General features: G+C 42.4%; 12 protein-coding genes. 11 read left to right on the forward strand and 1 reads right to left on the reverse strand.

From position 1 onward, the window contains the following. The 11 genes from dnaA to AAAA78_RS00055 form a co-directional block, all read left to right on the forward strand. Positions 1 to 1,419 (forward strand): chromosomal replication initiator protein DnaA (gene dnaA / locus AAAA78_RS00005; RefSeq protein WP_340589613.1); only part of this gene is annotated, 1,419 nt, incomplete at its 5' end. Positions 1,420 to 1,661: 242 nt separating this feature from the next. After that, positions 1,662 to 2,768 carry a DNA polymerase III subunit beta gene (gene dnaN / locus AAAA78_RS00010; protein ID WP_340589615.1) on the forward strand — a complete coding sequence of 369 codons (1,107 nt, stop codon included), beginning with the start codon at positions 1,662 to 1,664 and terminating at the stop codon, positions 2,766 to 2,768. After that, positions 2,768 to 3,892 (forward strand): DNA replication/repair protein RecF, encoded by a 1,125-nt coding sequence (gene recF, locus AAAA78_RS00015; RefSeq protein WP_340589616.1) that lies wholly within the window; start codon positions 2,768 to 2,770, stop codon positions 3,890 to 3,892. Before dnaN ends, recF begins: the two co-directional genes overlap by 1 nt. Positions 3,893 to 3,940: 48 nt before the next feature. Further along, positions 3,941 to 6,358 (forward strand): DNA topoisomerase (ATP-hydrolyzing) subunit B, encoded by a 2,418-nt coding sequence (gene gyrB / locus AAAA78_RS00020; RefSeq protein ID WP_340589617.1) that lies wholly within the window; start codon positions 3,941 to 3,943, stop codon positions 6,356 to 6,358. 27 nt (positions 6,359 to 6,385) lie between these two features. Further along, positions 6,386 to 8,878, forward strand: coding sequence for a DNA gyrase subunit A (gene gyrA, locus AAAA78_RS00025; protein WP_340589618.1), 2,493 nt, complete (start codon positions 6,386 to 6,388; stop codon positions 8,876 to 8,878). A 1-nt stretch (position 8,879) separates the two neighbouring features. Further along, the gene (locus AAAA78_RS00030; RefSeq protein WP_340589619.1) at positions 8,880 to 9,677 is read left to right on the forward strand and encodes a tetratricopeptide repeat protein; all 798 of its coding nucleotides are present in this window, start codon (positions 8,880 to 8,882) and stop codon (positions 9,675 to 9,677) included. Beyond that, positions 9,677 to 9,910, forward strand: coding sequence for an AtpZ/AtpI family protein (locus AAAA78_RS00035; protein WP_295901247.1), 234 nt, complete (start codon positions 9,677 to 9,679; stop codon positions 9,908 to 9,910). The genes AAAA78_RS00030 and AAAA78_RS00035 overlap by 1 nt, the downstream gene beginning before the upstream one ends. 1 nt (position 9,911) lies before the next feature. Beyond that, positions 9,912 to 10,271, forward strand: coding sequence for a hypothetical protein (locus AAAA78_RS00040; protein ID WP_340589620.1), 360 nt, complete (start codon positions 9,912 to 9,914; stop codon positions 10,269 to 10,271). Then, entirely contained in the window at positions 10,261 to 10,950 is a 690-nt protein-coding gene (gene atpB / locus AAAA78_RS00045; protein ID WP_340589621.1) for a F0F1 ATP synthase subunit A, read from the forward strand. Before AAAA78_RS00040 ends, atpB begins: the two co-directional genes overlap by 11 nt. 38 nt (positions 10,951 to 10,988) lie before the next feature. After that, positions 10,989 to 11,306 carry an ATP synthase F0 subunit C gene (locus tag AAAA78_RS00050; protein WP_295901255.1) on the forward strand — a complete coding sequence of 106 codons (318 nt, stop codon included), beginning with the start codon at positions 10,989 to 10,991 and terminating at the stop codon, positions 11,304 to 11,306. 278 nt (positions 11,307 to 11,584) lie between these two features. Continuing rightward, positions 11,585 to 12,571 carry a MerR family transcriptional regulator gene (locus AAAA78_RS00055; RefSeq protein WP_340589622.1) on the forward strand — a complete coding sequence of 329 codons (987 nt, stop codon included), beginning with the start codon at positions 11,585 to 11,587 and terminating at the stop codon, positions 12,569 to 12,571. A 361-nt stretch (positions 12,572 to 12,932) separates the two neighbouring features. Here the strand turns inward: AAAA78_RS00055 and AAAA78_RS00060 are convergent, their stop codons facing one another. Then, positions 12,933 to 14,303, reverse strand: a complete 1,371-nt coding sequence (locus AAAA78_RS00060; protein ID WP_340589623.1) for a phosphomannomutase/phosphoglucomutase — start codon at positions 14,301 to 14,303, stop codon at positions 12,933 to 12,935. Between the last annotated feature and the right edge of the window lie 43 nt (positions 14,304 to 14,346).

Raw genomic sequence — 14,346 nt, forward strand, 5'->3', positions numbered from 1 at the left:
GTGGAATTAAACTCGTCTTTTTGGACACTTATCAAAACTAAGATGAAAAGCAGGAACGATAACAACAAGTTATTGGATACCTGGCTTGATCCGATTGAATACGTAAGTACATCGGGTAGCATTGAACGCCCTCGTTTAATACTTGGGGTCCCAAATGCTTTACACCAGTATTTCGTGATCGAGAACCTTCAGGATAAAATTTATACTGAGATTTCAGATACTTATGGAAAACCATTTGAGGTTGAGTTTAGTATTACGGGGAACAAAGTAAACACCCATATCGAAAGCTCAACGGCTCAAGATGAGACATTAGGTGGTACAGAGATCCTCCAAGCTCAATTAGCTCGTGCTCAGAGTATTCAGACTACTCAACCAAGATCTGGGGGTCCGGATACTCTTAATTCTGAACTTACTTTTTCGACCTTCGTCGTGGGTAAAAATTCTGAATTTGCTCATGCAGCTTGCTATAACGTAGCAAGAAACCCGGGCGCTGATGATTACAATCCCCTCTATATATATGGACCGGTTGGGATGGGTAAAACGCATCTTTTGCACGCCGCTGGTAACCATATTCGTGATCAATATCAGCAACTTAGAATTACATATATTTCAGCTGAACGCTTTATGAATGAATGTATCTCGGCGATTCGTCGTCATGAGATGGATAAGTTCCGCCAAAAATACCGCGAAAACTCCGACATTCTATTAGTGGATGACGTGCAGTTCATCGCGCGTGGTGAAGCTGTTCAAGAAGAGTTTTTCCACACGATCAATAGTTTCATTGATAGCCGTAAGCAGGTTATCTTGGCGAGTGATCGTATGCCGAAGGATATTCACGGCCTTGAAGATCGCAGTCGTACGCGTTTGGAACGCGGGCTTATTGCAGATATCACAATGCCGGATTTAGAAACGCGTATCGCGATTCTTCGTTATAAGGCCGAGAAATTTAATGTACGTCTTCCAGAAGACGTCGCAAATTACATCGCCAGAATATCCAAAAGATCGATCAGAGAACTTGAAGGCAACCTTAAGAAGGTGAAGATGTTCTCTGAACTTCAAGGTCTTCCGATTGATTATGAGCTTGTGAAACGCATTCTTTCGCACCATGAAACTCAATCCACGATTTCTGTGGAAGAGATCATGAAGATCGTTGCTGATCACTATAAAGTACGCGTTTTGGACCTTAAATCCTCTACTCGTGCGAAGCCGATTGTCGTTCCACGTCAAATTGCGATGTACTTAATTAAGAAGTTTCTCGACAAATCTTTGGTGGATATCGGGAAGGCTTTTGGCGGAAAAGATCACACGACGGTGATGAATGCGCTTGAAAGGGTTAAGAATCTACAGGCGACGGATCAAGATATTTCTAAAGATATCGAAGATTTAGAAACAAGGATCCACAATATCACAGGTGTGTGAATGTGGACTGTGGAAAGAGTTGTGGAAGAGTTTGGGGCTCGTAATGTGGATAGAAGTTACCCCCAATTTCGAGGCACTTTCTGCGAGTTTGTACAGAGTCCTTATCCACAACTGTTTTTTAGTGTTTACAGGTATTTAAGAGATTTGTTAGGTTTTCCACGCCCCTACTACTACTACTAGTATTTATATATATAAGTAATAGTTAATAAGAGATGGGTAAGAATCCAAGTAAAGAGGTTTTCATGAAACTTGAAATTGATAAGAGAGATTTATTAAGCCTTATCGGAAAAACTCAGAACATTGTTGAGAAGCGCAACACAATGCCCATCCTCATCAACGTTCTTTTAGAAGCGGATTCAAACTCTTTAAAAGTTTTTGCAACAGATTTGGAAGTCAGTCTTACTGATCAAATCAAAGCACAAGTTCATCAAGCAGGAAAAGTTGCAGTCAGTGCAAAAAGTCTTTTTGATATCGCGAAAGAACTTTCTGAAGGTCCAATCACTTTAATCAAAAAAGATAATAACTGGCTTGAGATCAAACAAGGGAAATACACATCAAAGATTGTGGGTATCTCTGCTGAAGAATATCCAATCTTCCCGACGTACAATTCTCAAGCCTTCATCACGATTTCAGCACAAGTGTTGAAAGAGATGATTGATAAAACAATTTATTCTGTATCGAACGATGAAACTCGTTACCACTTAAATGGGGTCTTCTTTGAGTTGAATTCTCAAGGTGGATTTAAAATGGTGGCAACAGACGGTCACCGTATGAGTCTTGTGAATAAACCTTCTAGCGAAGTGAAAGTGAATGCCACTCAAGGCGTGATCATTCCTCGTAAAGGTCTTCACGAAATTAAGAAAATTCTTGAGAGCATCGACGGTTCTGTGGAAATCGCCATTGAAGGTTCTCAATTCGTACTTAAACATTCATCAACAATTTTGATGATTCGTTTGATCGAAGGAAAGTACCCGAATTATCAACAGTTTATTCCACAGAAGCTGAATCAAAAAGTGATGATCTCTAGAGAAGCGTTTTTGACTTCACTAAAACGTGTATCCCTTTTGGCGAATGCAAAATCAAAAGCGGTTCTTTTGAATCTTTCAAACGGCCGTATGGAAATTTCTTCGAACAATCCTGAGTTGGGTGATGCGAAAGAAGAAATCGAAGTTGAGTATTCAGGTAACGAAATCAAAATTGGTTTCAATGCAAAATACATCACTGATATTTTGACGAGCATGAATCAAGAAAAAATTGATTTTGAATTGAACGACCATCTTTCTCCAGGACTTATGAGACCGCACAACGATGCAAGTTACACTTGCGTTGTGATGCCAATGAGAATCTGATGATCTTTGAAAGACTTCGTCTTGTTAATTTTCGAAATTATCGGGACGTCGTCATTCCCTTCTCTCCGCGAGTGAATGTTTTCGTCGGAGAGAACGGCCAAGGTAAAACAAATCTCCTTGAAGCCATGTATCTGATCTCTCAAGGAGATTCTTTTCGCTACTCTGACAATCGCACTCTGATCAATTCCAATAATCAAGAAGCGCTTATCCAAGCTTTGATTAGTCAAAATGATCTTCACTACAAATTAAAACTAGGTCTTTCAAAAAGTCGCAAAGTTCTTACGCTTAATGAAAAACGTGTGAGCTCTACAGACATTCGAAAAATATTTGCGAGTGTAGTATTCAGTCCCGAAAGTCTTTCTTCGATCAAAGAAGGCGCGGATCATCGCCGTGAACTTGTGGATGAATTGCTGATTACTTTTGATCGGAAAAATGCGGATTTGATCGCGGATTATAGGAAATCTCTAAAAACGCGTAACAAGATCCTTAAAAACTATTTGGAAGGTCTGAACGACAAAGTAGTCACGGAAAACCTTTTGGAGGCTCTAAACCCCCAATTCTTGCGTTTAGGAGCCGATTTAGCGTACGCCCGCATCACCGCTTTGGCTGGGCTTTCCAAAGAGTTTAATAATGCCATGCAATACATTTCTGGCAATTCGTCTGTGGATATCTCCGTGGAATATGTGATTTCTGATCAGAATGCGGTGAAATTTTCGCGAGAAGAAGTCTATTTTGCACTTCAAAAACGTGTTCAAGAACTGCATGATGCGGAGCTCTCTTCAGGTTCCAGTCTAGTGGGTCCTCATAAGCACGATATTGTGTTTCTATATGGGCAAAAAGACTCAAGATTTTATTGTAGCCAAGGGCAGCAAAGAGCCATCATATTGTCTTTCAAAATGGCCCAAATAATGTATCATAGGAAGGCTCACGGAACCTATCCCGTGCTGATGCTAGATGATGTTTTATCTGAGCTTGATAAAGCCAAAAGAGATGCCTTGATTACGTTCTTACACGAGATCAATACGCAGATTTTTGTGACAACCACAGATTTTACATTGCCTGAGTCTTTCAGCCTCGATCAGCTTTCCGTGTTGCGCATTAAGGATGGTCACATCCTTGATTAACGCAGTTTTAGTTTTCGCTAAAGCTCGCTAGCTAGTGAGGGGTACCCAGTGTCAGTTGAAGAACAAAAAACATATTCCGCCGATTCGATTCAGGTTCTTGAAGGACTTGAAGCCGTTCGTAAACGCCCAGGGATGTATATTGGTGATACGGCTTTCAAAGGTTATCACCACCTTGTGTATGAGATTGTGGATAACTCGGTAGACGAACATCTTGCCGGTTATTGCAAATCAATCAAAGTTTCTATCAATGCCGACGAGTCAGTCACTGTTGAAGATGACGGCCGTGGTATTCCTGTGGCTGTTCAAAAACAAACTGGAAAATCAGCTCTTGAACTTGTTATGACCGTTCTTCATGCCGGCGGTAAATTCGACGGTGGCGGTTACAAAGTTTCTGGTGGTTTGCACGGTGTGGGTGCTTCCGTTGTGAATGCGCTTTCAACTCGTGTGAATGTTGAAGTTCAGCGTGATGGTTATTTCTGGAGACAAAACTACGAGCGTGGAAAAATTCTTGCGCCGATTCAGCAAGGTGAACCAACAACAAAAACTGGTACGAAAACAACGTTCAAACCAGACCGTGATATTTTCAAAGACGAAACAGTCGTCTACGATTTCAACACTCTTGCAAATCGTTTCCGTGAATTGGCTTTCTTAAATGCCGGCCTTCATATTTCGTTGACGGATGAGCGCACTGGAAAAAAACAAGATTTCCAATACGCTGAAGGTGTTGCTGAGTTCGTGAAGTACATGAACCAGTCTAAAAAATCTCTTCACAATGAAGTCGTTTACTTCAAAGGTGAAAAAGACAATGTCGATGTTGAGATTGCAATGCAGTGGAATGATTCTTACTCAGAATCTATTTTCACATACTGTAACAACATTAACACGCACGAAGGTGGTACTCACCTAGTTGGTTTCCGTGCGGCACTCACTCGTACAACAAATGCGTATGCGACTGAAAAAAATCTTTTGAAAGATTTAAAAACAAATCTTGAGGGTGAAGACATCCGCGAAGGTTTGGCAGCCGTTATTTCTGTGAAAGTTCGTGAACCGCAATTCGAAGGACAAACGAAAACGAAGCTTGGTAACGCCGAAGTTAAAGGTATCGTTGAGTCCATGGTAAATGAAAAACTAGCGGACTGGATGGATCGCAACCCGTCTGTTTCAAAAAATATTATTTCTAAGTGCGTGGAATCGGCTCGTGCGCGTGAGGCGGCTCGTAAAGCCCGTGATCTTACTCGCCGTAAGACAGCTTTGGATGGTGGGTCTTTGCCAGGTAAAATGGCGGACTGCCAAGAACGTGATCCAGCACTTTGCGAGTTGTACCTGGTGGAGGGAGACTCTGCCGGTGGTTCCGCGAAACAAGGTCGCGATCGTCGCACGCAAGCGATTTTGCCTTTGAAAGGTAAAATCCTCAACGTAGAAAAAGCGCGTTTTGATAAAATTATTTCTTCTGAAGAGATCAAAGTTATCATCTCAGCACTGGGCACTGGAATCGGTAAAGACAATGTGAACGTGGATAAAATCCGCTATCATAAAATCATTATCATGACCGATGCCGACGTCGATGGATCGCATATCATGACTCTGCTTTTGACATTCTTCTATCGTCAAATGCCGGAAGTTCTTGAACGTGGTTATGTATATATTGCGCAACCACCACTCTACCGTGCAAAAAAAGGTAAAGAAGAAACTTACTTGAAAGATGAAGCGGCGTTGACTGAGTATCTTTTGAGTTCAGGTCTTGGAAATTTCAAAATCAAAGGCAAAGAAAGCTTAAAAGAAGCAGATCTTCGTCAATTGATTTTGAATATTCAAAAATTCAACAACCTACTTCGTGTTTCTTCTAAGAAATACGATAAAGACGTTTTGTATTTCCTACTTAGCAAAGTGGGAGATTTCGAAACTCTTGTGGCTGACGAAAAGAAAATGGAATCTGCTCTTAAAGATTTGGGTGCATGGATTAATTCAGATCCAAAACTTGGAATTACAGAATACAAAGGCGAAGTTAAAAAAGATGAAAACGGCAAATCTTATGCTGACATCTACACAGTTCGCTACGCAGATCGCATGATGACTAAGTTCGGTGCGGAGAACCTTCGTTCTTCAGAAATCATCGAGCTTCGTAAGATCTGGGCTGAAATCCAAGCGATCAGCACATTGCCACTCACGATCCTTGAAGGCGAAACGGAAATTCCTTTTGAAAGTTACAACGATTTCTACACACATGTGATGGAGTCGACGAAAAAAGGAATCTACATCCAACGTTACAAAGGATTGGGAGAGATGAATCCAGAGCAGTTGTGGGACACAACTCTCAATAAAGAAAACAGAACTCTTTTGAAAGTGACGATCGATGACGCTGTTGCGGCCGATGAAACTTTCTCGATTCTGATGGGCGAAATGGTTGAGCCTCGTCGTCAATTTATCCACGACAATGCTCTTCTTGCCCGTTCTTTGGATGTTTAATTTTTAGTTTTAAGTTGGTGAGTTATTATGGAAAATAATCAAGATGAAAAGGGTGTAACCCGCGTCGATATTAGCAAGGAAATGCGTGGAGCCTACCTTCAATATTCGATGTCCGTGATCGTAGGCCGTGCTCTTCCAGACGTGCGTGATGGTTTAAAACCCGTGCACCGTCGTGTTCTTTTCGCACAAAATGAAATGAACAACCGCCATAACAGACCGTACTTGAAGTCGGCTCGTGTGGTCGGGGACGTAATCGGTAAATACCATCCTCACGGTGACGCTTCTGTATACGATACGATGGTTCGTATGGCGCAAGATTTCTCTTTGCGCTACCCGCTTGAGGATGGCCAAGGAAACTTCGGTTCTATCGACGGTGATAATCCGGCAGCCATGCGTTACACGGAAATCCGTTTAACAAATTTGGCTGAAGAACTTCTGAACGATCTTGAAAAAGAAACCGTTTCATTTGGTCCGAACTACGATGACTCTCTTCAAATTCCAACAGTTCTTCCTGCGAAATTCCCGAATCTTTTGGTGAATGGTTCTGCGGGTATCGCCGTTGGTATGGCGACAAATATTCCGCCGCACAACTTGGGCGAAGTGATCGATGGCTGCGTGCACTTGATCAACAACCCTGACTGTCAGCTTGAAGATCTCATGCAACATATCAAGGGCCCTGACTTCCCGTCTTACGGTGTGATCGCAGGTCGCGAAGGTATCTTGCAAGCTTACAAAAAAGGCCGCGGTATTATTTCTTTGAAAGCCGTTGCTGAAATTGTTCAAGTGAAAGACCGTGAAGAAATCATCGTTACGGAAATTCCGTATCAGGTGAATAAAGCGAAATTGATCGAATCGATTGCGGACCTTGTTCGTGATAAACAAATCGAAGGTATCTCTGATATCCGCGATGAGTCTTCACGTGAAGGTATGCGTATCGTGATCCAACTAAAACGCGGTGAAAATGCCAGCGTGATTTTGAATCGCCTTTACAAGTTCACTCAAATGCAAACGTCTCTTGGTATCATCATGCTTGCGCTTGATGCGAAAAATCAACCGGTGACATTTGATTTGAAAGGCATGCTTGAAGCTTTCGTGGATCACCGTCGTGACGTTGTTACGAAACGTTGTATCTTCGAACTTAAGAAAGCCCAAGAGCGCGCACACATCTTGGAAGGTTTAAAAAAAGCTCTCGATCATATCGAAGAAGTTATTAAAACAATCCGCGCTTCTAAAGAGGCTAATGCCGCTCGCGAAGCCTTGATGTCGAAATTTGAATTCTCTGAAAAACAAGCGATTGCGATCCTCGAAATGCGTTTGCAACGTTTGACAGGTTTAGAACGTGATAAAATCATCGCTGAACTTGAAGAACTGATGAAACAAATCGACTGGTTGAAATTCGTTCTTTCGGACGTTCGTGAAATCTACAAAATTATCGTAACTGAACTTGAAGATATTAAAAAACGTTACGCAGATCCTCGTCGTACGCAAATCCAAGGCAGCCTTGATGATATCGAAGACGAAGATTTGATTGCTGATGAAGACATGGTTGTGACTGTCACAAACACAGGTCTTATCAAGCGTATGCCAACAGCCGAATACCGCGTGCAAAAACGTGGCGGTAAAGGTCTGAAGGGTATGGAAACGAAAGAAGAAGACTATGTAACGGATCTCTTCTCTGCTAGCACGAAAACGATGCTTCTTGTCTTCACGGATAAGGGTAAAGTTTACTGGTGTAAAGTTCATAAACTTCCTCTAGGAAGCAGAACTTCGAAAGGGAAATCACTTGCAAACGTGGTTCAACTTTCTAGTGGTGAAAGCGTTCGTGCGATTCTTCCGGTGGATGAGTTTAGCGAAAACAAATACGTTGTGATGCTCACTGAAAAAGGGATCATCAAGAAAACGTCTTTGGATTCTTTCGCAAATCCAAGAACCGCAGGTATCATCGCATTGACGACAGATCTTGAAGACGGCGTTATCGACGTAAAGATCTCTGACGGCCAAAGCGATATCTTCATAGCAACCAAAGAAGGTATGTCGATTCGTTTCAACGAAGAAGACGTGCGTGGAATGGGTCGTACGGCTCGCGGCGTGAAAGCTATCACACTTGCGAAAGACGACGTTGTTGTGGCGATGGAAGTTCTTGAGAAAAACACAAAAGATACTATCTTGATGGTGACTTCAAAAGGTTACGGAAAACGCTCTGAAGTTGAAGAATACCGCATCCAATCTCGTGGTGGTGTGGGTATCATCACTCAGAAAACGACAGACAAAGTCGGCGTTGTTATCGGAACGAAAAAAGTTTCAGAAAAAATGGAACTGATTCTTTCGACTGATAAAGGACAAGTGATCCGCATGAAAGTGACGGACATCTCTGTTCTAGGACGTAACACTCAAGGTGTTCGTTTGATCAACATCGATGAAAAAGAAGAAACTGTCACAGGTGTTGCGGTTGTTGAAGAGGATGAAACTCCTGAAGAGACACCGGCAGCAGCGGCTCCTCCAGCAGGAGTCACTCACTAAGATGATCAGAGTTTTTCTGATTGCCTTAGTGCTGGCACTCACCGCCTGCTCTTCCCAAGAGGAGGCGGATTATAAGCAAGCACAAAAAGAGATAGCTCAGGAGCACTACCGAATTGCCCTGAGCTATCTCGATAAAGTCATTAAAAGAAATAATCCCACAAAATATCCTCTGGAAGCGGCTCGCGAAGCTGCAAGGATTTCTTTTTTCGAAATTAAGGATTTCAATAAGGCGATCGAATATCATCACTTTATTGTTTTGCACTCACTTGATGAAAAAGAGCGTTTAGAATCGCAGAAACAAATCGCAGCGATTTACTTTAACAATCTTCAAAACTATCAAGAGTCGATTGTTGAATACAGCAAACTTCAGCAGATGCCTCATACGGATCTTGAAGCCGCTCAATATAAAATGAACGTGGCGCGTGCTCAGTATTATCAAAATAACTTTTTCCAGGCAGAGTCTGAAATTGATTCACTCTTAAAACTTAAAGGCGATGACAACACTCGTTTTAGTGCGTTGATGCTTAAAGGAAATATTCTAGTTGCGCGCAAAGATTTTGCGAAGGCTGCGGATATTTTTAAAGACCTCATTAAAAACTTCCCGGAAAAAGCGATTCAGGAAAACGTCGCTTTGATTCTGGCTGTTTGTTATGAAGAAAATTTGGATTTCAAAAGTGCGATCGCTGTTTTGGAAGAATACAAAAACAAATACAGCCCGCCCGAATATATAGAACTTCGTATTAAGCGACTTCAAGAACGTATGAAAAATGCTCCCGGAGCGAAAGGCTTTAGGAAGTAATGAAAAAGTATATAATTTTTGCATCCATCGGCTTTGAACTTGTCGGTTTGATCTTAGGGTGTTTTTACCTAGGGCAATTCCTTGATCAAAAATATCAAACGAAAGGTCTCATCTTTGTGGGGCTGACGTTTGCGGCTTTGATCGGATGGCTGTGGAGAGTGATTTGGCTTCTTCGCAGAATGCAAAAAGAAGACGAAAAAGAAGAAGCGGGCTCTAAAAAATCCGATCGGTAAAATGAAAATAGTTCTTACAGTTCAAGCTCTCACTACACTCCTGGGTGGCCTCCTTTTGGCTTATTTTTATGCGCCACAGCAGGCTTTTTCGTTCGTGGCTGGGGCTTTGACGATTCTTTCCAGCTTTTTTCTTCTTGGAATTGGCTTTGGGTGGATCTTTCAGAAGAAACTGATTGCCCTCTCTATCGGAATCATTGTATTTAAGTACGCGATTTTAGGGATTATTATCTTTACGCTGGTCAAGCTTTCTTGGTTTAACCCTTTGTGGTTTGCCTTGGGCGTGGCGAGCTTTATTCTTTCAGCGATTGTGTATGCGCTGAAAGAAGCCTTGAAAAGAGAAGGAAAAGACAATGTCATTTAACTGGACACAACTTATTCCAGGAGTAGGTCATCACTACGATCACGTTGCAACTTTGGGTATTGCAACTGTTGGTGTATTTGCAATCGGAGCTGCTGCTCGTGCATCTCTTGGTAAAGGTGAAACTGCGGTTCTTCCTGCTAGCAAATTCTCTCTTCGTGGCATCATGGAAATGCTAACTGAAATGATGGACGGACTTGCAGAGATGGTTATCGGTGAACACGGTAAACACTACGTTCCTTTCTTCACTTCTGTTTTCTTCTTTATTCTTTTGAACAACCTAATCGGTATGATTCCAGGAATGACTCCTGCGACTGAAAACATCAACACGACATTTGGTTTCGGTTGCTTGATGTTCTTGTTCTACAACTTCCAAGGTATCAAAGAAAACGGGATCGTGGCATACCTTAAGCACTTCATGGGTCCGGTTATTTTCCTAGCTCCATTGATGTTCGTGATCGAACTTGTTTCACACTTTGTTCGTCCGTTCTCTTTAGGTCTTCGTCTTGCGAACGTTATGATGGGTGACCACACAGTATTGTCTGTGTTCCTTGATCTCGTTCCAATCGGTGTACCAATTCCATTCTACATGATGGGATTGTTCGTATGCTTTGTTCAGGCTTTTGTATTTACATTGCTTTCAATGGTTTATGTGGCATTCGCGATTGCACACGACCACTAAGAAGCAAAATTAACCACTCATATTGAGGAGAAACACACATGAAAAAAATGATCGTTGCAATGGTTGCTTTGTTGGCTTCTGCATCTGCATTCGCACAAGACGCTGCTGCTCCAGCTGTTGAAGCTGCTGCTGCTCACTCTGATAAAGGTTTGGTAGCTATCGCTGCTGCTATCGCTATCGCTTTGTCTGTATTCGGTGGCGCTATGGCTCAAGGTAAAACTGCTGCTACAGCTCTTGATGGTATCGCTCGTAACCCAGCAGCTTCTGGTAAGCTTTTGATCCCAATGATCTTGGGTCTTGCACTTATCGAGTCATTGGTTATCTACGCGTTGATCATCGCTCTTCGTTTGGCTTAGTCGGTCGTCGCTAAGGGCCCGATCGACTGCGTTGTGCGGTCTCAACTTGCTCTCCGGCGTACAGAAGTACGCCTACGTGGCAGCTGAGATCCTCCGCCTTGCGCTCAGACCCTTATCGCCAACCTTAGTTGGTTTGGTAGAACGATTGAATGAAAGGCTGGGATTTTTTCCTGGCCTTTTTTATTTTCCCTGCTCCACTCTGTTTTCCATTTTCGATTCTCCATTTTCCATATTGACCTTGACCCAAGGGTAAGCCCGAGATTCATCTAGAGGTTAGGATGAAGAACTGGCTGACGATCGGACAATTTTCAAAAGCAATCGGTGTTTCGGCAAAAGCTTTGCGTCTTTATGAGAAGATGGGACTTCTTAGGTCTCACACTCGTGGAGAAAACGGCTATCGCTATTACGATGATTCACAACTGGCTTTGGCAAAACGTCTTAAAGAGTTTAAGGACTTGGGATTTAGCCTTGCTGAAATCAAAAGTCTTTTGCAGTCTGATCACGCACTTGATTCTAAAAAATTAAAAATCACGATGCGCACGCGACTTGATTTGATTAATCAAGAAGCTGAGCTTCTCAAAGAACAAAAGAAACAAATCGAAACCATCCTTTCCTCCATCGAAAAAAAATCAGAGCCACTTAAGGCTGATGAGAGGAGAGTTATCATGAGTTTGTATGGCAAGGTTTCCATTGTTGTTACTGGCGTCGACGGTTTAGAAAAAACGGCGGAATATATTCAGAAACATTTTAGGAATGCACATCAAGACGTCCCGATTCTTCAATGGAAGGAGAACATGGATCTTCCTGTGGAGAAACCTTATGTCTTGGTTGTTTCTGAAAAAGAGCTTCATTCTGACAACGTATTAAAAATTCATCCTGACGTGGTTGTGATCAAAAGTCTAAGTACATACTCTGAAGAAATAGAAAAATTATACTTAAAACTTTTCTCTGGAGTTGGTCCGCATGTTAATACTGTGATCAATGCAGACGATCGCGCAGCAGTCGCTTTAGTGGCTCATCCCACAATTAAAAAAAGTCGATATTTTTATTTTTCAAAAAATCGAGCTCTTGAAAAACAAATAAAAAATATTGGTGGCATCGTTAGTGATGGCGAAGAGTTTGAAATCTACAGCTTTAATATGAAAAGCCGTGTTCATCTCAAGTTCGGCAGAATTCTTTCATTTGATGAGGAAGTTGCGCTGATTTCGTCTCTTGGAGCTGTGATGACTGTAGGCCTTGAACAGGAACAACTTCAAATAAGTTAAAAAATAAACAGGCTCAAAAAATGCAAAAGCGAGAATGGCCTTAGCCAGACTCGCTTTTGGTGGATCTCCTGTCCGAAAAAACAGGAGGTGTCCGATGCGCAAACAAACCTATTTGCGTCTTCGGCGTGTTCTTGAGATTACTAAAGTGATCCTTGTGATCATTTTGCTAATCTTGACTATTGTTAAGTATTAAGAGTCTTAAGCAACAGCTTCCAACTAGTAACACAGTCCAAGGACCAGTGACTGGGATACGGACTGAATAACCTGACGGGAGTGAAACACGGACGGTCTGGCGAGGGCGCTAAAATAAAAGCCCACTCATTTAAGTGGGCTTTTGTGAACTCAGAAAAAGAAAATCTCATTAAAGATATTTATTTACGACCGCTTCAACGCGGCTGCGGATCTTATCAAGGCCAGCTTGCGATGAAGATTCGTAACGAACCACCACAACAGGTTGAGTGTTTGAAGAGCGGCAAAGGGCCCACCCGTCTGCGAAACTCAAACGGATACCGTCTGTGAAATCCACTTTGTAATCAGCACCCGGGCCACCTGGGAAAGCCTCGATCATCTTTTCTACGATCAAAACTTTTTTCTCCTCTGTCGTGTCGATGCGAATTTCAGGAGTATTGAATGCTGGAGGAAGACCTTCCAATAATTGTGGAATCGTCTTTCCTGTTTTAGCCAAAATCTCTACCAAACGAAGAGCTGCGTAAGGAGCATCGTCGTAACCGTAGTTGCGATCCGCGAAGAAAACGTGACCAGACATTTCTCCACCGAAGGGAGCCTTTTCTACTTTGATTTTTTCTTTCACCAAAGAGTGACCTGTTTTCCACATGATCGGTTGGCCACCGTGTTTTGCAACGTCCTGATACAAACGATCTGAACACTTCACGTCTCCAATGATCTTAGCACCTTTTTGGGTTTCAAGAATCGCGCGGGAAATCACAACCATCAATTCATCACCGTAAATCATGCGACCTGTGTGATCGACAACACCGATACGATCTGCATCACCGTCAAAGCCGATGCCACAAACAGCACCCTCTTTAAGAACTTGTGCTTTGAGGTCCACCAAGTTTTCTTCAACAGTTGGATCTGGATGGTGATTTGGGAATCTGCCATCTGGTTCTTCAAAAAGAATTGTTGGATTTAATCCCACAGCATTGAAAAGACCGCGCACGACAGAACCACCGGCACCATTACCGCAATCCAAAACAACTTTTGTGTCTTTGATTGTGCCGAATTCTTTTTTGTAGCGCTCGTAGTACATAGGCTTGATATCGAAGCTCTCTTCAGAGCCTTTGCCATCAATGAATTGATTTTTTTGAATGATCTCGCGAAGTTTTTGGATCTCTGCACCAAAGATAGTGCCTTTGCCCACAGAAATTTTAAATCCATTGTACTCTGGTGGATTGTGCGAGCCTGTTACTTGAATGGCTCCGTTGACACCTTTCAACTCAAATGTTGAGAAGTAGCAAACAGGAGTTGTCACAAGTCCTAAGTGAATTACTTTGGCTCCGGATTCCATCATCCCTTTTGCAAGATTTCTGATGATAGCTGGAGAGCTTTCGCGTGCGTCGTGACCCAAAGCGATTGTCGGATTTGTCACGCCCGCATTGTCTTTCATGTAAACGATAAACGCGCGACCCAGGAGATAAGCAAAGTGGTCGTCGAATTGGCCGTTGTAAACGCCGCGGATGTCGTATTCTCTAAAAATGACGGGTTGAAACATAAATCACCTCAATTATTTCAAATATTTAGATATAATTTTAGCG

The organism is Bdellovibrio sp. BCCA (genome assembly GCF_037996825.1).
Taxonomy (GTDB): Bacteria; Bdellovibrionota; Bdellovibrionia; order Bdellovibrionales; family Bdellovibrionaceae; genus Bdellovibrio.